We start from the raw sequence: 20,714 nt of genomic DNA on the forward strand, positions 1-20,714 counted from the left end.
TAACAGCCAGACCCCGCCGAAGTCCGACGTTTAAGACTGATACTCTACAATAATGCTATGGCGCAAACTAAATGCCGGCACTTTTCCGGATATAAACCCTGTTCCAAAAGTCAGAGCTGTGACTCTGAGTGCGCCTCCTTTGATGTTCCAAAACTTTCAATACTGATTGTGCATTTAGGGGCTCTTGGGGCTGTGGTTCGCAGCACCAGTCTTCTTAAAGCCATCAAGCGCAAGTATCCTTCGTCAATGTTGACGTGGGTGACTGATGCTCCTGCGCATTTACTTTTGCAGAATCATCCCGCTATCGATCGGGTGCTGACGACCAAAGAAGCAGATTTATTGCAATTGCGTGCGTTGGAATTCGACGTGGCCCTGGTGATTGATAAATCCCTTAAAGCTGTGGGTGTGCTTCAGTATACACAGGTTGATCAGGTTTTTGGTTTTTCAGCAAATCCCCGCAACGGAGCGATTGTTCCAGCGACTCCGGCAGCTGAAGAGCTGTGGCAGTTGGGCCTTGATAATCAAAAGAAATTCTTTGAAAACAAAAAAGCAGAAAATCAATTGATGATTGAAGCCCTGGAGCTGGGGGCATTTCAAAGAGACCCTTACTGGTTGCCTTTGAGTGGACCAGAGCAAGAGCTATTACAGTTGCGTCGTTCTCAGTTTCTGACGAACAGCAAAAAGTGGGTGTTGGGTTTCAATACGGGTTGCAGCAATGTGATTTCGGCCAAAAAACTGACGGTGGAGTTCCATCGTCTGATGATCACATCATTGCAAAGTCGGTATCCCGAGGCGCAAATAGTTTTGTTGGGCGGGCCTGAAGACACTGAGCGAAATCATCAGATTTCTCAGGGTTTGCCGGTGATCTCTACAGCGACCGAAAGTGGTCTGCGCGACGGTTTGATCAGTGTCGCTGCGTGTGATGTGGTGGTGACAGGGGATAGCTTGGGGATGCATATGGCTATTTCTCAAGGCAAGCAGGTGGTGGCCTGGTTCGGTCCAACCTGTGCTCATGAAATAGATCTTTATGATCGTGGAGTATCTGTTCTAACGAAAAGCCCCTGCAGTCCTTGCTGGAAGAGAGCTTGTGAAAAAAACATAATGTGCTACGATCAGGTCTCTTTGCAGGAGATCGTTCATGCCGTTGAATCTTGTCGTACAAACAGCCTTTCTGGGGGACTTGCTACTGGCAATTCCACTTCTGAAGCGTTGTCGTCAGACTTGGCCTGATCACGAACTGGGCCTGGTGTGCCGCAAGGGATTTGGCGACTTCTTCCTAAAAACCCATCTTGTTGATCATGTTTTTGAAATCAAAAAAGGCGACGCAGAATCCTACAACCAGGCGATCGCAGGAATTGCAAAGTACCAGGTCAATTATCTAATTTCTCCTCACGAGTCCCTGCGCACGATTTTCTTCTGCAGAAAAATCAAAGCTCAGCATAAAATCAGTTTTAAAAATTTCTTTGGATTTTTGGCGTTTTCAGAATCTGTGAAAAAGCCCATGCAATTGCCGGATCCCATGCGCCAAATGAGTTTGCTGCAAACAGTAGATGGCAAACTGGTCGAGCTGCTTTCATCCTATCAAAAAACACAAAAGCCTTATGAAACTGATTCCCGAGGTAAGCTTTCGGCTCCACCGAGCTGGGCTTCCATGAGTGTGCGTGAAGAGATCATGAAGAGCAGTGACGTCTATAAGAATCTGGAAACCCGCTATGATCTGAAAGGTCTTAACGAAGGCCGTGGCATTTTGATGTTTCCGGGTTCCGTGTGGGCCACCAAGCGGTGGACCAAAGAGGGTTTTATTCAGACAGGTAAGTCCCTGCAGGATCAAGGGTATCAGATTTACGTTATGGGCGGCCCGGGAGAAGAGGCTTTGGCGCAAGAAGTGTCAGAGGCTATTCCGGGATCACTGTGCATTGCCGGCAAAACTTCCATTCTGGAATCAACGCAGATAATTGCGCGAGCTCGTTTGCTGGTTGGAAATGACAGCGCCGCTTCTCATATGGCGGCCGCTTGTGAAACTCCGCTGATTGCGGTTTTCGGTCCTACAGTTTTAAGATTTGGTTTTAGACCGTGGTCAGCTGATTCTTATATTGCGCAGAAGGAAACTTTACCGTGCCGACCTTGCGGCAAGCACGGTCATAAAGTGTGTCCGATCAAAACCCATGTGTGCATGACCCACCTGCCAGCAGAGCAGGTGGTGAATAAAGCTGAATTTATTCTTCGCTCGTAAAGTCTTTAACATTAATGCCGTATTTGCGAATCTTGCGCAGCAAAGTATTCTTAGGAATATTTGCCTGAGCCACCGTTTGATTGATGCGCCCCTGATTGGCCTTCAGTGCACTGACGATAAATTCCTTTTCCATGCCTTCTTTGAAAACGTCAAAATCCAACGGACCCGAGTAACCCATATTGGCGGTTTTTTCGGAAGTCTCTTTCGGAGCCAGCTTCAAAGCTTCAGGCAGGGAATCCAGAGTGATATTCTGTGAGTTCTCGACAATGAAAGCTCGTTCGATCACGTTTTCAAGTTCACGGATATTACCCGGCCAACGATAGGACTTCAGCATGTCCAGGGCTTCGCTTGCAATGCCGTTGATTGTGCGACCATGCTGGCGTGCGAATTTTTTGATAAAGTGCTGAGCCAAGGCGTGGATATCATCCGTGCGATCGCGCAAAGGTGGAAGGAAGATCGGCATGACATTCAGGCGATAGAACAAGTCTTCGCGGAAGGTGCCATCGGCCATCATTTTTTCCAGATTGCGGTTGGTAGCTGCAATGATGCGGGTGTTGGTTTTAACTTCACGGTTGCTGCCCACTGGAGTGAATTTCTTATCCTGTAGCACGCGCAAAAGTTTGACCTGCATGTCCGGACGAAGTTCGCCGATTTCATCCAGGAACAAAGTGCCGTTGTTGGCCATTTGGAATTTACCGATTTTGCGTTCAATGGCGCCAGTGAAGGCCCCTTTTTCATGACCGAACAATTCGCTTTCCATCAGGCTTTCCGGAATAGCGCCGCAGTTGATGGCGACAAAGCTTCCGGACTTGCGTGGGGAGTTGAAGTGGATCGCGCGGGCCACCAGCTCTTTGCCAGTTCCGTTTTCACCGCGGATCAAAACTGTCGTATCGACTTTGCACAGGCGATAGATCAGGTTGAATACTTCTTTCATTTTTTGTGAAGAGCCCACGAATTCAGATTCAATGTCGTCGTCAAAAATCGGATTGGACAGGGCCAGGCTGGAAACCAGGTCGCGGGCTTCCTGACTTTTGCGAACGATTTCAGTCAATGTTTGCGGGTTCACCGGTTTTTCAACGTAGTCGTAAGCGCCTTCTTTGATCGCAAGGACTGCATCATGAAGATTGGAGTGAGCCGTCATTAACACCACGAAAGTGCGTGGGTCATGTTCTTTGATCGCGGTCAAAGCTTCCAGACCGTTCATCTCTGGCATTTTGACGTCCATCAAAACCAGATCCCAGGATTGTTGTTTTACTTTTTCCAGGGCTTCCTTGCCAGTTGACGCTTCGTCAATCGTAAATTCAATTTCCGGCATGGTGGATTTAAGAATGGAAATAACCGAACGGCGCAATTCCGCTTCATCGTCCACGATCAGGGTGCTTAACTGATTGATCATAACATCTCCTCGATGACGTCTTCAGATTCCAGTGGCAAGGTGAAGGACACAGTCGTGCCGTGTCCCCATTTGCTGTCCATCGCGACTTTACCACCGTGAAGTTCAATAAAATATTTAACTAAGTAAAGACCTAAACCGGTCCCTTTGGTTTTTAAATCCTGATCACTGCCACGAGTGAACTTGCCCCAGACTTTGTCCAGATCCTCGGGCTTGATGCCGTCGCCAGTGTCCTTGACTTCAACTTTGATATCAGAATCGGTTTCAGATGAAGTCACTTCAATCAAACCTTGCGAAGGCGTGTACTTGATCGCATTCTCGATCAGGTTGATGATAACTTCTTTGATCAAAGTCGGATCGAACTCCACTGAGAACATCGGTTCCAGATGGGTTTGAATGCGAATGCCTTTTTCCGCAGCCAGCGGGCGCAGAGTGACCAGTGCTTCTTCAATCACTTCGTTGATATCTGCGGCATCTTTGTTGATTTTGAATTCCCGCGATTCGATTCGCAGGACTTTCAGAATCGACTGAATATAGCGATTCAACTCGTCACCAAAGGTGCGCAGGGATTTCAAATCTGTTTGCAATTCCTGATCCTGGTTTTGAGTCAACAGGCGGTCTACGATCGCCTGAATTTTGGCGATCGGAGTTTTCAGATCGTGGGAGATTAGACTGACGAAGTTATTTTTAAGCTGTTCCAACTCGGCCAGGTACTGTTGTTCCTGTTGCAGGGCAAAGTTCTTGCGCTCGATTTTCGTTGCCTGATAACCAATGAAAATCGTCCATGTTGCGGCCAGCAACACAAACGGTGCAAATGCCGGGGACCAGAAATAAAAGCTGTCAAACACCCACGCGGAAAGAGCCGCCAGCAAAGTTGCGATCCACAAGACGAAAAACAAAGCCACGGACTGCGGGTAAGTGGTGATAATGAAAATCGCAAAGCCCATCAGGAACAAAAAGCCCAGGGCATACCACCAGAAATCCAGACGCTGAATCCACTTGTTTCCAAGAAGGGTGTCAGTGATGTGGGCCATGATTTCAGTGCGGGTCAAAGTGCCCACAGGTGTCAAATAAACCGGGGAGGCCGAGGTCTCGGCACCGATCAGAATGATTTTTCCGGTGAAAGCATCGGCGGGAAGTTCGTCATACAGGATTTCGCTAAGTCCATACTGCGTGAAATTATAAATGGAACCGCGGAAATTGATCGGAAGACCGGCAAGACTTGTAGGGAAGCTTTTGCCAGTGATTTTTTCTACCAAGTGAGGCATGTCAGCGCGCTGAGGGAACACCCGGCGAACCAAGCCGTCTTCGTCACGACGAACTTCATTGGCGCCCAGGTTTGTGTGTTCACGATTGCTGAAGGCCGGGGTCAGTACACGCTCAAGACTGCTGGTGGTCGTGGACCAGAAAACCCGGGGGTCCATGAAGTTGCTGAGCTCCGCTGAATTCAAAAACACATCGCCGATGTTGTCGCCAAAGTACAGGGTCACACCCACAGCCTGCGGATTTTGCTTCAGAATTTTTGCCAACAACTGATTCCAGATGCGTTTGTTCCAGAAATAGCTGTCGGTGATGTCAGTGGCTTCATCCAGATCCATCAAAGAGGAGTGCTTTGTATAAACACCGGTAAAGTCAGACTGACGTATCGTAATTAAAACGATTTGCGAGGAAACTTTTTGGTCGCCGCGAAGCTTGAAGCGCTGGTCATAAGACGTGACTTCATCAGTGGAAAGAGCCAGGCACCCAATCGCCCAGCAAAGTAGGCAGCGAAGAAAAAAACCACGTTGGCGCAGGAAGTACCTCAGCAGGACCTCACTGCGGTGTAAAACGCGATTTAAATACTGTTGAAGGGAGCTTTTTTGCACGCCGCAACATAGCAAATTTATTAAAAATATCAACTATTAAAAGCCCTTACCGCCGAGCGCGGAAAGAGGTATATTGAAAAATATGCATATCTATCAAGGCGTAGGACAGATGGATTCAGTTATAGAGTCTTCTGTCGTCACAATTGGCAATTTTGACGGTGTTCATCTGGGGCATCAGCAACTGATTGAAACTGTTACTCGCGAAGCTCAGCACTATGGCGTGCCCGCGATTGTGTATACTTTCCATCCTCACCCGGTAAAAGTGCTTTTTCCCGAGCGGCAAACGCAAAGAATGTTCGATCTGCGCGATCAGCAGGAGCGCTTCGCCGCCGGTGGCATTGACTGTGTGATCATCGAAAATTTCACACGAGAATTTGCCCAGGTTTCAGCCCAGGATTTTCTGCAAAACTATGTGATGAAAAACCTTAATCCGAAAACTCTGGTCGTGGGGCATGACTTTAATTTTGGAGCGAATCGTACCGGGAACATCGCATTTCTTGAGGGCTTCTGTGCCCAGCACGGAATTCGTTTGATTGTGATTCCACCATTTCAGTTGAATGGTCAGGTTGTGTCCTCCACGCGCATTCGCGAAGCCCTGCAGGCGGGGGAGATTGAAAAGGCCGCGCAATTACTGGGGCGAAGATATTACCTGCGTGGAAATGTCGAAAAAGGTTTTCAGCGCGGGCGCACGATTGGGGTTCCGACCGCCAATGTGCATCCGGATGTGGAGTTTGTACCGCGCAAGGGTGTTTACTTCACTTACACGCGCATCAATGGTCACAATCATCCTTCGATCACCAACATCGGCGTCAATCCGACTTTCCAAGAGGATGGTAAAGCCGGCCCTGTGAAAATTGAAAGTCATATCTTTGATATGGATGCGCAGTTGTACGGAGTTGAAGTGGAAGTGGAGTTGTTGCACTTTCAGCGTGATGAGATGAAATTTTCAGGAATTGAAACTTTAAAGCAGCAAATTTTTACTGATATGGCCGAAGCCCGAAAGTATTTTGATGAGCAAAAAAATTCTTGAATTCCGAGAGGGTGAACCCAGCACTCTATTTCGATTTTTGCAGTTCGCTGCCAAGAAGCGCCCGGAGCTTTTGGAAATTGAACATCATCCAGTCTATTCAGAAGCACTATTGAAAGGCGCGGATGCAGCCCTGTTTTCATTCGAACAGGCGCGGGCCTTGTATCCATCCTTGCAGGTGTTGCCGGCTCAGGTGCGTATGTTGGAATGTTTTGATTTAAGCATGCCCGAAGGTGATAAATGGTACCCGCGCTTGTTGCTTTACGATGCCCTTCGCAAGGTTTTGGTGGAAGAGGCCCGGGATCTTGATATTCGCATGCCTGCCTTTATCGTCGGAGAAGGTGAATATCTGCGAACGGCAGCAGCCGTGTGCACAGAGCTGGGATTTCGCGAAATCTACTTGATGGGGGAAAACATCACGCAGCTGCATCGTGAAGCCCGCATACTGTCCCGTGGTAACTTGGGGATCAAATTCATTGTCCTCGCGGTTGAAGAGCTAACGATTCAGGCCATCAGTGCAAGTTTGATCATTAATACGGGCCAGCTGCCTCCCGACAGTGAATTGCTGACGGATTTGTCCTATTTTAACTTTATGACCAACGGTGGGTATGCCTTTGACTGTCATCTTGGCAATCTACAAAGCGAGTTGATGGATGAAGCCAAGCAGGCCGAGCTCAGGGCGCTGTTCCCTAAAAATATGTTGCGGGCTTTGGTCGAGATAGTTTTCGAAAAGCTTAAGCAATCTGAACTTGTGAATACTTCGGAATTGCAAGGCTGGATTGATCAGTTCCAGGCGGAAAACTCTTCTTCCGTCTAGTTACAAAAAACGGCACCCTGGTATAAAGTTATATCGGGGAGCCACAATGTCTTCTTTCAAGATTGGTGAAATATTAGTTAAGCAGGGTCTGCTCAAACCGGATCAGCTTGCTCATGCTGTTGAAGAGCAAAAGAAATCGGGCACTGCGCGCTTGACGGGTGTCATCACGCAGCTGGGTTTTCTTAAAGAAAATCAAATTCTTCGCGCCATGGAAAAGCACTTTGCTGTTCCAGGCGTAGAGGTCTCGTCATTTGAAATCGACCCCTCTGTTTTACAACTGATTCCCCGCGATGTTTGTGATCGCAATCAATTGATTCCACTGCAAAAAGCGGGATCCACGTTGGTTGTGGCATTTGCTGATCCCAGCAATATCATGGTTAAGGAAGATTTGCGTTTTATCACCCGCTGTAAAATTCAGGCGGTGGTGGCGACTGAAACAGCAATTGCCGCCAGTATTGAAAGATACTACGGCGGTAACATCAGCGTTAAGAATCTCAACACTATCGCGGAAAGCATGGAGGAGGAGTATGCCTCTTCGTCCACTGCCGAGATTATCGATTCTGATGCTGGTGGTGAAGAAGCACCGATTGTTAAATTCGTGAATCAAATTCTGGGTGATGCGATCATCAAGAAAGTATCGGATATTCATTTCGAACCTTACGAAAAAAGATACCGTGTGCGCTTTCGTATCGACGGTAATCTGGTCGAAGCGACTCAGCCTCCTCAGGGAACCGGGGCGGCCATCGCGTCGCGTATCAAGATCATGTCCAAGTTGGATATCGCGGAAAAACGCCGCCCTCAGGATGGTCGTTTGAAAGTCCGTACAAAAAAAGGTCGCGAAATGGATTTCCGTGTCAGCGTCCTGCCAACGATCTGGGGTGAAAAAGTTGTACTTCGTCTATTGGATAAGTCCAATTTGCAACTGGACATGACCAAGCTGGGTTTTGAAGAGGATGATCTAAGACTTTTCAAAAGTATGATCAATCTTCCGCAAGGGATGGTTTTGATCACCGGTCCCACGGGTTCCGGTAAGACCACAACAATTTATTCTGCTTTGGCAGAGTTAAACAAACCAGATGTGAATATCTCGACGGCGGAAGATCCGGTCGAGTTCAATCTGGAAGGTATCAATCAGGTTCAGATGAATCCTGATATTGATTTGAATTTTTCCAGTGCCTTGAAATCCTTCCTTCGTCAGGATCCCGACATCGTCATGGTGGGGGAGATTCGTGACCTCGAAACAGCAGAGATCGCCTTTAAAGCGGCCTCTACGGGTCACTTGGTTGTAAGTACACTGCATACCAACGATGCTCCAGGCACCGTGGTTCGTCTGACCGAGATGGGGGTGGCGAACTATATCATCACTTCCTGTGTGAATCTGGTGGTGGCGCAGCGCCTGGTGGGTAAAAACTGTGAATCGTGCAAAGCGCCGATTGAGGTTCCTGCGCAAACGTTGATCAACCTGGGTGTGCCGCAGGCTGAGGTGGGTGAGTATAAATTGATGCGCGGTAAGGGTTGTTCGAACTGCAACAACTCCGGCATTAAAGGTCGTCTGGCAGTTTATGAATTGCTGTCGATGACAGAGAAAATGAAAGAGGCGATCCTGAAGGGCGCCTCCACGGGGCAGCTTCGTTTCCTGGCTCGTGAGCAGGGGATGAAAACGCTCCGCCGGTCTGCTTTGTTAAAGCTTAAAAGAGGCCAAACAACAATTGAAGAAGTCTTGAATGCATCTGTGAAGGACACATAATGAGTTTGACAGAATTGTTAATGCAAGCGAAGGCTAAGAAGTCCCAGGAGTTTTTATTTGTCGTAGGCAGCGAGCCACGTGCGCGCAGCATGACGGGCTGGGAAAGTTTACGCAATTCTCCGGGGTTGATGACGGAGTGGAAGCTTCTGCAGCAGAGCTTTCTGGATGATCATCAAAAAACCATGCTGGAAACAACGGGAGCCGTAGTAGGCGAAACCGCTCTTGAAAACATGCGCATTGGTTTTTCTTTTTTTCAGCATGAAAGTACGATGAAGGCGATCATTGATCTGGATCTTGATGGGTCCCGCTTTGATATGCCTTTGCCTGGCAGCTACACGGAAACCTGCCTGCGCATGAAAGGTCTTGTGATTGTTTCCGGTGCTGGTGAATCAGGCCAAACCGGAACTTTATATAAAACCATGCAGAAAATGGGTGAGGAAAAATCATTCATGGGCGTGGTTTTCTCTACCAGACCGTTCCCGCAAATGCGCGAAGCCAAATCCTGTTTCTTGTATCACAACGGAATTTTCGCAACCAAAGACGAGCGTGATAGTTTTTTGAATGGTGTGGATGTTGTGGTTTACGATGGTGCTTCAGATGACAGCAGCTTCCTTGAAGCGATGTCGTTGGCAGAGCGCGGTGTCTTTGTTATTTATTCTATGCGGGCTCCGTCTTTAATGAATTCCCTGCGCCGTTGTCTTTCTGTGATGACTGACCGCTTTGGTCAGCATGGGTCTTCACGATTCGCAGAAGTTTTTTCGATGGGGCTGGGTCAGTATGCAATGCCAGGTCTTGGCAATGACCGTGTTTTCGCACATGAGTTGCTATTGGTAAAACCGCAGATTCGTGAATTTATCGAACGTCAGGAAATGGGTGCATTGCAGTCCGTTCTGATGACAGCTCCAGAGCACTCTGGAATTTTGACTTTGAATCAGTCCTTGTTGCAGCATTTGATCCGTCGTCGTGTGGATTTAAAGACGGCATTTGAAACGTCCCGTGATCCCGACAATTTGGATCAGCTGCTTAAAAAGGTGGGCATCTAGATGGCCAAGTTCCAGTATCAGGCCAAGGCCGCCACAGGGGGGATTGTTTCCGGGGAAATCGAAGCTGGTTCTCAGCAGGAAGCGATCATTCGCCTGCGTGCACAGCAGTTGATGCCCACGAAGCTTGTGGTGGTGGCAAGATCTGGTGCGAAAAAGGCCGGGGCAGCGCAACCGATGTTCGGGGGGCGGGTCAAGGGTAAGGATTTACAGATTTTCACGCGCCAATTTGCCACTCTGATCAACGCCGGTATCCCGGTTGTGGATTGTTTAAAAATTCTTTCCGAAGGTTTGCGTCCCGGTCCGCTGCGAAGTGCCGCGGGACAGGTTAAAACTTCCATTGAAAGTGGACGCCGCTTGGCGGATTCCATGGCGCAAGTACCTTTGGTGTTTGATAAGCTTTACGTGAATATGATTCAGGCGGGTGAGGAAGCCGGTATCCTGGATGGTATTTTGAATCGTCTGGCCCTTTACATGGAGAAATCCGAGAAACTGAAAAGTCAGGTAAAGGGTGCCCTGGTTTATCCGGCGGTGATCCTGGTGGTCGCTTTTGCGGTCATCACGGGTATCCTGGTTTTCATCCTTCCCAAATTTATGGAGTTCTTTAATTCCGCAGGCAAAGAACCACCCGCGCTGACACAAGCCGTGATTGCTCTTTCTAATTCGATGATTCACCAATGGTATCTTTATTTGGCCGGTGTGGTGGGGATTCCCTTTGCAATCCTTCAATACTATCGCACCGATGAGGGTCGCGACACCATGGACCGTTTGTTTTTCAATGTTCCGGTGTTTGGTGAAGTGATTCAAAAGTCCGCCATCGCACGTTTGACTCGTACACTTTCAACCTTGCTTTCCTCGGGGGTGGGTTTGATCGAGGCGATTGATATCTCGGCCAAAACAGCGGGTAATATCGTGATCGAGCAGGCTTTGCTTCGTTGTAAAGCCTCGGTGACGGAAGGTCGTACGTTTGCAGCTCCCTTGGGTAAAGAAAAAGTTTTTCCCGAGATGGTGGTGCAGATGATTTCTATCGGCGAGCAGTCGGGTACGATGGATATCATGTTGGGTAAAATTGCCGATTTCTATGAAGACGAAGTCGAAACAGCCGTTAAAGCGATGACGTCATTGCTTGAGCCTTTGATGATGGTCTTTCTGGGTGGTATTATCGCGATCCTTGTTATTGCCATGTATCTTCCAATCTTCAGTATGGCAGACGTTGTCGGCGGGGGATAATGCGCTTAAGTTACGCCCTTCAAAATTCTAAAAAACAGGGGCTGACAGTCGAGTTTGCTCGAGTCAGTCTTTTTGTCATTGTTCTTCTAGTCAGTGTGATTTCAACTCTGACCCAGGGAAGTTTCGTCAACTGGTCCGTGCAGGCGCCATTTTACCTGGTTCTGACGCTGGCTCTGGCGCTGCACATTGTGTGGATTGCAGAGTGGGATCTGCTTTTGCAAAATCCCCGTGCCTTGTTCTTTGGGTTTATTCTTGATTCAGTTTTCATTTCGCTATTGATTTACTATTTCGGTCTGAATCAGTCGCTTTTGCTGTTCTTGCATCTGGTGAACATTCTGTTGGCCGGTATCGCCTGCCGGGGAGTGGGCGCCTTAACTCTGGCTTTGTTCACCAGTATCACTTTCACAACGGCGGCCTTGTTTTCGCCTGAAATGAAGGCATTGAATTTCTTTTTTCTGTTGGCGCTGAATAATATCGCTTTCTTTTCGGTGGCGGGGCTTGCCGGCTTCCTGAGTGAACAACTGCAATCCGTAGGTAAAGAGTTAAAGCAAACTGGTTTAAGTCTGCGTTCGGCGCAGGAGTTGAATCAATTTGTCATGGAGAATATTCCCTCTGGAATGCTGTCCTTTGCTTCAGATGGCCAGGTGTTAACGGCGAATAATTCTGCACTTGAGATTTTGGGTAAAACTCAGCCTTCTGATATCAACTGGTACAGACTTTTTCCGGAAACTGAAAAAGCCGCTGATAATTTTAGAGGGGATTTGAAGTACGTAGAAAGTGCTGAACAAGCTACGAAAATCTTGGGTGTGACGATTGCAAAAGTTTACAGCCCGGATTTACAGGGACCACTTTCGATTGCCTTGGTTGATGATCTGACCCGAATTCGCCAGCTTGAGTTTGCCGCTCGTCAGAATGAAAAATTAGCGGCCGTGGGGGGCTTGGCGGCGGGTATTGCTCACGAAATACGCAATCCGTTGGCGGGAATCAGTGGCAGCATCGAAATGTTGAGTCAGACGGTGAGTAATGATGATGATCGCAAGCTCATGAAGATTGTTTTGCGCGAAATCGATCGTCTGAATAATCTGATCACCGAGTTTTTGGATTACGCACGTCCAGAAAAGCCACCAACAGATGCAGTCGAGATGGGCTTTTTGCTGAATGAAGTTCTGGAAGCGATCAAAACCGACGGCAAAGTTCGTGGTGATGTCGAACAGATCCGTGAAATTGGTTCTGAGCTGAAGATTCTGGGGCATCGGGATAAGCTTAAGCAGGTTTTCCTGAACATCGTTTTGAATTCTTATCAGGCAATGCAGGATTCAAGTAAACCTCAGATGATCGTAAAAGCGGTGGCGAATGATAAATCCATCGTCATCAGTTTGCGCGACACAGGTTGTGGTATGAGTGAAGCCACTCGCAAGAAAATGTTTGAACCTTTCCATACGACGAAGCCCAAAGGTACAGGCCTTGGTCTAGCTGTGACTCACAAAATTTTAGAAGGTCACGGGGCGCAGATATTTGTTGAGAGCGAGCAAGGTGTGGGGACAGAGTTTATTTTGACTTTCCCTAAAGCAAACTAAAGAATAGATGTTATATATTCACAGGATGTGGGAGCGAGATACATGAAGCCGAGAATTCTTGTTGTCGACGACGAAGAATCAATACGCGAATTTCTAGAGATCATGCTGAAAAAAGAAGGCTATGAAATCACTTTGGCTGAAGACGGCCAAAAAGCGAAAGACCTTCTGACGAAAAAATCATTCGATATGATCATCTCAGATTTGCAGATGCCTCATGTGACGGGGATTGAACTTCTTAAACACGTTAAAGAGTCCTATCCGGACACTGTGTTTATGTTGATCACCGCATTTGGTACGACGGAAACTGCCGTTGAAGCCATGAAGATGGGTGCCTACGACTATCTGACAAAACCATTCAAGATCGACGAAGTTCGTTTGAACATTCAAAATGCTCTTCGTTCACGAAATCTTGAAGTTGAAAATAGAACTCTTAAAAAAGAACTTACGAAAGAATACTCTTTCCAAAGCATGGTGGGGAATTCCCCGGCAATGCATGCGATCTTTGACATGGTAAAACGTGTGTCCCAGACACCAACCAACGTTTTGATTACAGGGGAATCGGGCACAGGTAAAGAGGTTGTGGCAAAAGCGATTCACTACAACGGTCCTTTGAAAGATCGTCCCTTTGTAACAGTGAACTGCGGCGCCATCCCTGAAAACCTGATGGAATCAGAGATGTTCGGTCATAAGAAAGGTTCCTTTACAGGAGCTGTGGCTGACAAATCGGGTCTGTTTGAAGTGGCTGATACAGGGACATTGTTCCTGGATGAAGTTGGTGAATTGCCTTTGACGATTCAGGTAAAACTTCTTCGTGCGATTCAAGAGCGTGTGGTTCGTCGTGTAGGTGCAACTGAAGACGTTAAAGTTGAAGTTCGTATCATCGCTGCAACAAATCGTAATCTTGAAGAGATGGTGGCTAAGGGCACATTCCGTCAGGATTTGTTCTATCGTTTGAATGTTATTAACATTAAAACTCCAGGCTTGCGCGAGCGTCGTGAAGACGTTCCGTTGTTGGCCAACCACTTCCTTAAAAAGTACAACGAGCGTCTGAATAAAAATATTGGCGCAATCAGTGCTGAGGCCATGGAAATTCTTAAGAAGTACGACTATCCAGGTAACGTGCGTGAGCTTGAAAACATGATCGAGCGCACAGTGGCATTGGAAGGTGGTGCTACAATTCTGCCAGAATCATTGCCGCCAATGGTGAATACAAACTCTGGCCGCAAAATGGCATCTTCCAATGAAATTGAGATGGGTGATGACGGGGTTGACTTGGATAAAGTCATGGGCCAAATTGAAAAAGAACTTTTGATCAAAGCGATTCATTCTGCTGGTGGCGTTAAGAAAAGGGCAGCAAAATTGCTTCATATTTCTTTCCGTTCTATGCGTTATCGCATTGAGAAATACAATCTCGGCGTCGTGGGTGACGACGAGCTTGATGACGAATAATCACTTTTCGAAGTGACAAGGAAGCCCCACACGGGGCTTTCTTCATTTTTAGGGTCAAAGGAGGCACCAGATGACAGTGCAGGAAGATAAAAAGAAGATCGTCGAGTTGTTGAATGAAATCATCGAAATGGAGATTTCTGCAGTTATTCGATATTTGCATTACGCACTGATGATTAAAGGTCCAAATCGTATTCCGATCGTAAAGTGGTTTCATGATCAGGCAAATGAGGGTTATGCCCACGCTTCCATGATCGGCGAAAAAATCACAGCTTACGGTGGTCATCCCTCATTGAAGGTGTCTCCAGTTCCAGAAACAAATACGCACAAAGTTTTGGATATCTTGGCTGAAAGCTTGGATTTTGAATTGAAGGCGTTGGCTAAGTACAAAGATCTTCTAAAGCACGTTGGTGATGACGTGGCACTTGAAGAGTTGGTTCGTGGTCAAATTCGCTTGGAGACTGAGCACGTTGAAGAAGTTCGTAAGATGTTGGATGTAAATCACTAAAATCACAAAGCTTCTAATTAAAAAAAAGCCAGGAGAGAGCCTGGCTTTTTTTATTTTTAAGATGTGACGTTAGAAAGACTACTGCGCAACGTATACAGGAATTTCTAAGTGCTCAGCCTGTCCGTTCACAACGAAATCAAGGCGCACATCCCATTTGCCGCGCATCACGAACCAGGCGTTGGTAACCATATAAACACCATTGGCGTTTTCAACAATGTCCACCGGTGAAGATCCATGACCATGGTGGCCCATTTGCATCCAAAGATCGGCCTTGAAGTTAGTGATTGCCAGGCCGTCGAAGCCTTGAATCAGCACTTGAAATTGACCTTCAGTTTTTGAAGAGACGTCAGTTCTATAAAGAAGTTGGGTGCAAATAGCTGGTGATTTTTCCGAGCATACTATGGCGCTGAGTTCGCCGGCCTTCGGGGAGGTTGGCGCTAGTTCAACCTGTGCATATGTAGAAAAACTTAAAGTAATGGATGCGATCAGTGTCGCAGTGGACATAAGTAACTTCATAAACTCTCCCTTGTAGATGCCTGATATAGCAGGGTTTATCAGTAATTCCATTTTAAAAAATCTGGCGCAACAATGAGATGCAGCCCTTTTGGTGCTGGGAATCATTGTAGCCTGGTCAGGGTAGTTGTCTTTAGATTGAATGAGGATGAATTGACGGATTTCTTAAGGTGCCAGACGTCTTTTATGCGATTGGCCGTCAGTTTTTCGGCTCAAAGTGGCAACGAAGCAGACCTTTAAATGTAATAAACACTGTGATACCATAAATTTATGAAAATCAGCCAAATAAGCAAAATCAGTAAAGATACCGGATTGAGTCCTGAAAAATTGGCCGTCTATTTTCAAGTGTCCAACATGACTCTTCGTCGTTGGTTGAAAAAAGGGGGAACTGTCAGAGTTCCAGCCCAATACGACACGAACATTTACCAGGGCATCCTGAGTATGGTGAAAGACGGCGTTATCGATAAGGACCATGAAAGCGTGAAGGAAGCTTACGAGTTTTCACAATCCTTGTTTGCCAACAATTCATTCATGATGATGGATTTGCAGGCGGCCCAGTTCGAGCAGTCCGAGGCAAACGAAGATGGCTTGATGGATCTATGCCTTCGTCTGGGTCAACGCGATGACAGTCTGACTTATGTGCAAAACAACGAAACGACTTTGCAAGCATTGGAAAAGAAAAGTCCAAGCATCCGTGAAAAGGTGATGACTCTTTGGAGCGTCCTGAAAGATGGCGAAATTCAAAAGACATCAAAGTACGTGGCTGTGGGCGCACTTTATTACCTGGTGTTCCCTTTTGACTTTATCCCGGACTCGGTTCCAGGGGTGGGGTTGCTGGATGATTTCGCAATTCTGTCAATTGCAGTAGATCACTACATGCGAATTAAGAACCTAAAAGGCTAAGCCTGAAAAAGCATCTCCCAAAGAGATGCTTTTTTTATGTCCAAAATAAAGCTACTCGTTGCGCAGTTTAAGTAGCTTTGATGCCGGACCTGGAATCAGCGAAGTCGCGATGGCTAGAATCACCAAAGTCGCAAAGATCTTCTCGCTGATAAGCCCCTGTTGAAGCGCAAGGTTGGAAATGATGATTTCCACCGCACCCCGGGAATTCAAGGTCAGTCCAATCAAAGCACTGCGCTGTTTGCTGAAGCCCAATTGTCGCGCGGTCCAGTAGCTTCCACCGTATTTGCTGACGCTGGCAAGAATGAATACTACGGCAACCTGCGACCAATCCAGGTTCTGCCACAGGTTCAGTTTCCATCCGATGCTGATAAAGAAGACAGGCCCAAAAATCCAGGTGTTCAGAAGTTCCAGGCGCTCACGGAATTTTTCACTGGGGAATGGACTGTCTGATAAGGCCAAGCCCAGAAAGAAAAAAACCAAAGACAAATGAGTGGCAAACCAGCTTTTCATGCTTTCAGCGGGAAGTATCAGTGCAAAGAAGACCCACGCCAAAATGTCACAGAGTGTGGCCGTGGCGATGATCAGGCGACCCAGGTCTGAGTGATAGAGCTTAAGATCTTTCAAAATTTGAATCGCCACTGGCAAGGCAGAGATCGCCAGCGCCAAGGCAACAAAGATATAAGTTTCGGGACCAGCCAAGGGGGTGTCGCGCAGAATGACCATGGCAGCGATCAAGCCCGCAAGGAAAGGGAAAACAAAAGCTCCGATGCTCAATTTGGCAGCGGGCAATAACTGTTGTCCCATTTTTTTAAAGCTCAGCTCCATGCCAGCAGTTAACAGAAAAAGATGCGAACAGATGGAAGCTGCTTGATTTGCGATTTTTGGGAAGCCGATTTCCAGGAAAGAAGGGCCAAGAATCAGGCCCAAGAATAAAAATAAAAACAATCTCATTTGCGTGATTTTCTCCAGGCAAAGAAAATCAAAGTACCTGCTGAAGTGGCCAAGGCCAGAATCAGGTAAATTCGATTTTCTGTCGTGGGTTCGTTCGAGGAGCGAATGCCGAAATAGTATACCGCGGTCTTTAGGATGATACTCGACTGAATGATGACCCAGATGTAGGGGAACATTTCCTTAAAGATTCTTTTTTCCTCGGTTTGTACTTTGGGGCGTTTTTCGAAGGTGGGTTTAAAACCCCAGTAGTTATTGCGATGAAAATCTGCAACCACAGAATTCCAGGTCTCGCGCAACTGTTGGGCTGTCACTGAAGTGGAGCCGGATTTTAAAAGAACCTGATCCAGTTTTTCAAAAGCCATCGTGCGCAGTGCTTTTTCGTCCTGTTCTGTGAAAAAACCCCGCGATGTCACAAAGTCGTCACGGAAATTTTTCTGTGCTTCGATAAGTGCTTGTTGGGATTCTGTCGACAGAGGAGCTTTCATAACTTGCAACTTATGACGGAGGTCTGGAGTTTGTCAAAAGCCTTATTGTTTTGAAGCTGACTTGAACAGACTCTGAAGTAACAGGAAATCGGAGGCCCGCATGATATCCAGGCTGTTGGTTCTGACGCTTTTAAGTACAATTTTATTGAGCTGCGCAAGTTCAGAGGGCGTCAACGCTCAGATGCCTGCGGCGAAAGGTGACGATCTTAAGAAAACCGCGGCGGACGCTTATATCTATGCGTATCCTATGGTCGTCATGGCAACCACTCGTGAGGTAATGACGGCAGTGCCGCGGCCCACGCGGGACCAAGCTCCGATAAATCAACTTGCCAATAAACGAACTTTAGCGGATTCGAAGTCTACACAACCTTATCCTGAAGCAGACACACTCTCCAGTCTTTCCTGGTTGGATCTTCAGGAACCGCAGGTTATTTCCCTGCCCAATGCTGGAAACAGGTTTGTGGTTTTTTCCATGCTCAGTGCCTGGGGTGAGGTCTTTACTTCAATTGGCAGTCGCGTGGGGGGAAATAGTGAAAAGCAAATTCTAGTCACGGGGCCGGGCTGGAGTGGTTCGGTGCCAGGGGGGATGCAGCACATCGCTGCGCCGACAAACTCTGTGTGGCTGGTGGGTAAAGTGCAGGTCAAAGGTGCGAATGACCTGAATCGCGTTTATGCGTATCAGGATAAAATACAAATATCTTCACTGTCGCGCTACATTTCCAAGGAGCCCACGCCAAGCTCGGTGACTTTCAATGTGGACGTTGATCAAAGAACACCGGTTTTGGAACAAGTAGCAAACATGGATGCCCGGGTTTACTTTGCCACTTTCGCCAGCGAATTGCAGCGCAATCCTCCGGCACAAACGGATGGTGCGATTATTTCAAAGATGGCGGCACTGGGTATTTTTCCTAATAAAGAATTTAATTACGACAGTCTTCCTGCCAATGTAAAAGAGGCTTTGAATTCGGGTTACTTTTTAGGCCAAAATCAATTTGCCGAATTTCAAAGGGGTACTCCGAATCTGCGAGTCACTAATGGCTGGGGGCAACCCATTCTTGCTGGGCAGTACGATGGCAACTACCGTGTTCGAGCGCTAATGACCAAACTGGGATTTGAAAAGGACGCTTCCTCTGATATGGCATTTGCTCAGGCCACGGTCGACGAGCGGGGCGCCAGACTGAATGGAAGTTTTAAATATGTTTTGAAATTTCCCAAAGGGCAAACTCCACCAGTTCGGGGATTCTGGTCGGTTTCGTTGTACAACACACGCAAATTTTACGTGGAAAACCCCCTGCATCGGTACTCCCTGAACAACTCCAACAAATTTAAAACAAACGCGGATGGATCCACGGATATCTACATCCAGAATATGTCTCCGGGCAGGGAGTGGGAGTCCAATTGGCTGCCGTCACCGGCCGGGGAGGATTTCAGTCTGGTGATGAGAATGTATTGGCCGGAACCGGCAATACTGGATGGAAAATGGAAAATTCCGGCACTTGAGAAGCTACCGGAATTCAAAAATCTGTCAGAGAATTTAAATTAGAATACTCTTGGGCGGGACGTGGTTACTTGCGCTTTTGAAGTGCGACATTCAGATCTTTAGCCAGATCCTGAAAGTAGTCGCCTTCGCGCAATTTGATCTCGACGTGTTCTGCCTCGGGTTTTGCAGCTCTGTTAATGATACGGCGAATGTTGAACAAAGGACCCACGATTTTACTGGTTAATTTATTGGTCAGATAAAAACCCGCAACCAGACAGGCAATTACAACCAGCAGTTCGTTCACCAGAAACATGACTTTGTGGTGCTTGATAAACTCCGCGATAGTCATTGAGCCATATTCACCCGCCAGGGCTTTGTCTTCAAGTTTGCTAAGAAGGACCCAGCCTGCAATCACCTGTGCGATAAAGATGCCGATCACAAAAAGGCCGACAAACATTAAAGCGTCGTATTGAACTTCGCGGTTCACAATGAGCTTGCGGCGGTGCTTGAAAATACTCATAAGCTGTCCCTCGTTGGCGTTTATATAAATATAACGTGAATGACGGGGGACTTGCTGGATATTTCCAATTCAGGTCACAGGATTCTCAATTTAATACAGGAAGGTCCGAGAGCGGCAAATTCAATGTCAGTTTCCTGAACAAATCGCACAGGAAACTCGCAGGTAGATCTACTTAAATTTAGCCACAGGGATGTCTTTACCCAAATATTTTTGCAGCATGTGATCATATTCTGGAGAGGCTTTAAGTGCCACCATACCACGCTCGAACTTGTCTTGCAGCTCAACGGAATCCACATGCGTTTTTGAAAGCTGCATATAAATCGGCTCGTTGGTCAGCTCCAGGATGGGAGTGATCACGTCTTTAAGTTCCGGGTGATGGTTTAAGTAGTAATACAAAACCATCTCGTCAATGGCAGCAAACTTGACCCGTCCTGATTCCACCAACCGCAACGAAGTCATATCATTGACAGTGTAGTAGCGCAGGATACGGCTGTTTTGATCGAACTCCTTGCCAAAGGTGAAACCGCTGGGAAGGGCGACCATTTTGTATTCCAGATCAGAAACTTTTTTGAATTTCTTGTGATTGGCCTTGATGAAGTCCTTGCTGGATACAATCAATCCGCGGCTGCGGAATAAAAAGGAATTCGGGAAGGTGTACTTAAGTTCAAGATCCGCATTGCGTGCAGTGTTTGCGCAAGCAACTTCCTTACCCTCTGGCTCAGTCAGTGCCATACATCGTAGATAAGTGACTTGTTGAATCTTTGCATCGGCACCACCCAGGCGAAGGGCTGCTTTGATCAGATCGATAGTCAGCCCTGCAGGCTGGTTGTTTTTAACATAGGCATAAGGTGGCCAATTGTCTTCAACAAGAATACGGAACGACTTCTTCGCTTGAGCTGGAAGCACAAGGAAGAGTGCGAGAGCAATCATAGTTCCGTGTTTTTTAACATTTGGCATGGAGGCACTCTAAATCAAAATC

At 47.2% G+C, this 20,714-nt stretch carries 19 protein-coding genes; 12 read left to right on the top strand and 7 right to left on the bottom strand.

Translation table 11 applies throughout. The features are described from left to right. The first annotated feature begins 57 nt into the window (after positions 1-57). Both ACLVWU_RS06990 and ACLVWU_RS06995 read left to right on the top strand, forming a co-directional pair. Complete coding sequence (locus ACLVWU_RS06990) at positions 58-1,230, top strand: glycosyltransferase family 9 protein (protein WP_413578272.1); 1,173 nt, start codon at positions 58-60, stop codon at positions 1,228-1,230. After that, positions 1,139-2,233, top strand: a complete 1,095-nt coding sequence (locus ACLVWU_RS06995; RefSeq protein WP_413578273.1) for a glycosyltransferase family 9 protein — start codon at positions 1,139-1,141, stop codon at positions 2,231-2,233. The genes ACLVWU_RS06990 and ACLVWU_RS06995 overlap by 92 nt, the downstream gene beginning before the upstream one ends. On the opposite strand, the gene ACLVWU_RS07000 is transcribed toward ACLVWU_RS06995, so the two are convergent. Together ACLVWU_RS07000 and ACLVWU_RS07005 are read right to left on the bottom strand one after the other, a co-directional pair. After that, positions 2,217-3,629, bottom strand: coding sequence for a sigma-54-dependent transcriptional regulator (locus tag ACLVWU_RS07000; protein WP_413578274.1), 1,413 nt, complete (start codon positions 3,627-3,629; stop codon positions 2,217-2,219). The two genes, ACLVWU_RS06995 and ACLVWU_RS07000, sit on opposite strands and share 17 nt — an antisense overlap. After that, on the bottom strand, positions 3,626-5,491 hold the full coding sequence (locus tag ACLVWU_RS07005) for an ATP-binding protein (protein WP_413578275.1): 1,866 nt from the start codon (positions 5,489-5,491) through the stop codon (positions 3,626-3,628). The genes ACLVWU_RS07000 and ACLVWU_RS07005 overlap by 4 nt, the downstream gene beginning before the upstream one ends. An 82-nt stretch (positions 5,492-5,573) precedes the next feature. Between ACLVWU_RS07005 and ACLVWU_RS07010 the strand changes: the two genes are divergently transcribed. From ACLVWU_RS07010 to ACLVWU_RS07045, 8 genes are all read left to right on the top strand, one after another. Beyond that, complete coding sequence (locus ACLVWU_RS07010) at positions 5,574-6,521, top strand: bifunctional riboflavin kinase/FAD synthetase (RefSeq protein WP_413578772.1); 948 nt, start codon at positions 5,574-5,576, stop codon at positions 6,519-6,521. Next, positions 6,502-7,335: a hypothetical protein gene (locus ACLVWU_RS07015; RefSeq protein WP_413578276.1), complete on the top strand. Its 834-nt coding sequence runs from the start codon at positions 6,502-6,504 to the stop codon at positions 7,333-7,335. Before ACLVWU_RS07010 ends, ACLVWU_RS07015 begins: the two co-directional genes overlap by 20 nt. A gap of 46 nt (positions 7,336-7,381) precedes the next feature. Next, positions 7,382-9,082, top strand: coding sequence for a type IV-A pilus assembly ATPase PilB (pilB, locus tag ACLVWU_RS07020; protein ID WP_413578277.1), 1,701 nt, complete (start codon positions 7,382-7,384; stop codon positions 9,080-9,082). Next, the gene (locus ACLVWU_RS07025; protein WP_413578278.1) at positions 9,082-10,125 is read left to right on the top strand and encodes a twitching motility protein PilT; all 1,044 of its coding nucleotides are present in this window, start codon (positions 9,082-9,084) and stop codon (positions 10,123-10,125) included. Before pilB ends, ACLVWU_RS07025 begins: the two co-directional genes overlap by 1 nt. Further along, entirely contained in the window at positions 10,126-11,352 is a 1,227-nt protein-coding gene (locus tag ACLVWU_RS07030; protein ID WP_413578279.1) for a type II secretion system F family protein, read from the top strand. After that, positions 11,352-12,929, top strand: coding sequence for a two-component system sensor histidine kinase NtrB (locus ACLVWU_RS07035; RefSeq protein WP_413578280.1), 1,578 nt, complete (start codon positions 11,352-11,354; stop codon positions 12,927-12,929). Before ACLVWU_RS07030 ends, ACLVWU_RS07035 begins: the two co-directional genes overlap by 1 nt. Positions 12,930-12,971: 42 nt before the next feature. Then, positions 12,972-14,378 (top strand): sigma-54-dependent transcriptional regulator, encoded by a 1,407-nt coding sequence (locus tag ACLVWU_RS07040; protein WP_413578281.1) that lies wholly within the window; start codon positions 12,972-12,974, stop codon positions 14,376-14,378. A 70-nt stretch (positions 14,379-14,448) separates the two neighbouring features. Continuing rightward, positions 14,449-14,883 carry a ferritin-like domain-containing protein gene (locus ACLVWU_RS07045; RefSeq protein WP_413578282.1) on the top strand — a complete coding sequence of 145 codons (435 nt, stop codon included), beginning with the start codon at positions 14,449-14,451 and terminating at the stop codon, positions 14,881-14,883. A 78-nt stretch (positions 14,884-14,961) separates the two neighbouring features. On the opposite strand, the gene ACLVWU_RS07050 is transcribed toward ACLVWU_RS07045, so the two are convergent. Next, positions 14,962-15,399 carry a FixH family protein gene (locus ACLVWU_RS07050; RefSeq protein ID WP_413578283.1) on the bottom strand — a complete coding sequence of 146 codons (438 nt, stop codon included), beginning with the start codon at positions 15,397-15,399 and terminating at the stop codon, positions 14,962-14,964. A gap of 267 nt (positions 15,400-15,666) precedes the next feature. On the opposite strand from ACLVWU_RS07050, the gene ACLVWU_RS07055 reads away from it, so the two are divergent. Next, positions 15,667-16,299, top strand: coding sequence for a YkvA family protein (locus ACLVWU_RS07055; RefSeq protein ID WP_413578284.1), 633 nt, complete (start codon positions 15,667-15,669; stop codon positions 16,297-16,299). Between the two features lie 51 nt (positions 16,300-16,350). Here the strand turns inward: ACLVWU_RS07055 and ACLVWU_RS07060 are convergent, their stop codons facing one another. Further along, positions 16,351-17,250 carry a cation:proton antiporter gene (locus ACLVWU_RS07060; protein ID WP_413578285.1) on the bottom strand — a complete coding sequence of 300 codons (900 nt, stop codon included), beginning with the start codon at positions 17,248-17,250 and terminating at the stop codon, positions 16,351-16,353. Beyond that, complete coding sequence (locus ACLVWU_RS07065; protein WP_413578286.1) at positions 17,247-17,735, bottom strand: hypothetical protein; 489 nt, start codon at positions 17,733-17,735, stop codon at positions 17,247-17,249. The genes ACLVWU_RS07060 and ACLVWU_RS07065 overlap by 4 nt, the downstream gene beginning before the upstream one ends. A gap of 100 nt (positions 17,736-17,835) precedes the next feature. Here ACLVWU_RS07065 and ACLVWU_RS07070 point away from each other — a divergent pair, with 100 nt between their 5' ends. Beyond that, entirely contained in the window at positions 17,836-19,278 is a 1,443-nt protein-coding gene (locus ACLVWU_RS07070; protein ID WP_413578287.1) for a DUF1254 domain-containing protein, read from the top strand. Between the two features lie 22 nt (positions 19,279-19,300). Here the strand turns inward: ACLVWU_RS07070 and ACLVWU_RS07075 are convergent, their stop codons facing one another. Next, positions 19,301-19,735, bottom strand: coding sequence for a HAMP domain-containing protein (locus tag ACLVWU_RS07075; protein WP_413578288.1), 435 nt, complete (start codon positions 19,733-19,735; stop codon positions 19,301-19,303). 168 nt (positions 19,736-19,903) lie between these two features. Next, positions 19,904-20,692, bottom strand: a complete 789-nt coding sequence (locus tag ACLVWU_RS07080) for a substrate-binding periplasmic protein (RefSeq protein ID WP_413578289.1) — start codon at positions 20,690-20,692, stop codon at positions 19,904-19,906. Between the last annotated feature and the right edge of the window lie 22 nt (positions 20,693-20,714).

The sequence above is a fragment of the Bdellovibrio sp. HCB290 genome (genome assembly GCF_047305925.1).
GTDB lineage: Bacteria > Bdellovibrionota > Bdellovibrionia > Bdellovibrionales > Bdellovibrionaceae > Bdellovibrio.

Excerpts from the sequence above, each read along its gene's own strand:
- ACLVWU_RS07030 (WP_413578279.1), top strand. The coding sequence starts at position 10,126 with ATGGCCAAGTTCCAGTATCAGGCCAAGGCCGCCACAGGGGGGATTGTT.
- ACLVWU_RS07035 (WP_413578280.1), top strand. The coding sequence starts at position 11,352 with ATGCGCTTAAGTTACGCCCTTCAAAATTCTAAAAAACAGGGGCTGACA.
- ACLVWU_RS06995 (WP_413578273.1), top strand. The coding sequence starts at position 1,139 with ATGCCGTTGAATCTTGTCGTACAAACAGCCTTTCTGGGGGACTTGCTA.
- pilB (WP_413578277.1), top strand. The coding sequence starts at position 7,382 with ATGTCTTCTTTCAAGATTGGTGAAATATTAGTTAAGCAGGGTCTGCTC.
- ACLVWU_RS07045 (WP_413578282.1), top strand. The coding sequence starts at position 14,449 with ATGACAGTGCAGGAAGATAAAAAGAAGATCGTCGAGTTGTTGAATGAA.
- ACLVWU_RS06990 (WP_413578272.1), top strand. The coding sequence starts at position 58 with ATGGCGCAAACTAAATGCCGGCACTTTTCCGGATATAAACCCTGTTCC.
- ACLVWU_RS07075 (WP_413578288.1), bottom strand. The coding sequence starts at position 19,735 with ATGAGTATTTTCAAGCACCGCCGCAAGCTCATTGTGAACCGCGAAGTT.
- ACLVWU_RS07060 (WP_413578285.1), bottom strand. The coding sequence starts at position 17,250 with ATGAGATTGTTTTTATTTTTATTCTTGGGCCTGATTCTTGGCCCTTCT.
- ACLVWU_RS07010 (WP_413578772.1), top strand. The coding sequence starts at position 5,574 with ATGCATATCTATCAAGGCGTAGGACAGATGGATTCAGTTATAGAGTCT.
- ACLVWU_RS07025 (WP_413578278.1), top strand. The coding sequence starts at position 9,082 with ATGAGTTTGACAGAATTGTTAATGCAAGCGAAGGCTAAGAAGTCCCAG.
- ACLVWU_RS07070 (WP_413578287.1), top strand. The coding sequence starts at position 17,836 with ATGATATCCAGGCTGTTGGTTCTGACGCTTTTAAGTACAATTTTATTG.
- ACLVWU_RS07040 (WP_413578281.1), top strand. The coding sequence starts at position 12,972 with ATGAAGCCGAGAATTCTTGTTGTCGACGACGAAGAATCAATACGCGAA.
- ACLVWU_RS07050 (WP_413578283.1), bottom strand. The coding sequence starts at position 15,399 with ATGAAGTTACTTATGTCCACTGCGACACTGATCGCATCCATTACTTTA.
- ACLVWU_RS07015 (WP_413578276.1), top strand. The coding sequence starts at position 6,502 with ATGAGCAAAAAAATTCTTGAATTCCGAGAGGGTGAACCCAGCACTCTA.
- ACLVWU_RS07080 (WP_413578289.1), bottom strand. The coding sequence starts at position 20,692 with ATGCCAAATGTTAAAAAACACGGAACTATGATTGCTCTCGCACTCTTC.
- ACLVWU_RS07000 (WP_413578274.1), bottom strand. The coding sequence starts at position 3,629 with ATGATCAATCAGTTAAGCACCCTGATCGTGGACGATGAAGCGGAATTG.
- ACLVWU_RS07065 (WP_413578286.1), bottom strand. The coding sequence starts at position 17,735 with ATGAAAGCTCCTCTGTCGACAGAATCCCAACAAGCACTTATCGAAGCA.
- ACLVWU_RS07055 (WP_413578284.1), top strand. The coding sequence starts at position 15,667 with ATGAAAATCAGCCAAATAAGCAAAATCAGTAAAGATACCGGATTGAGT.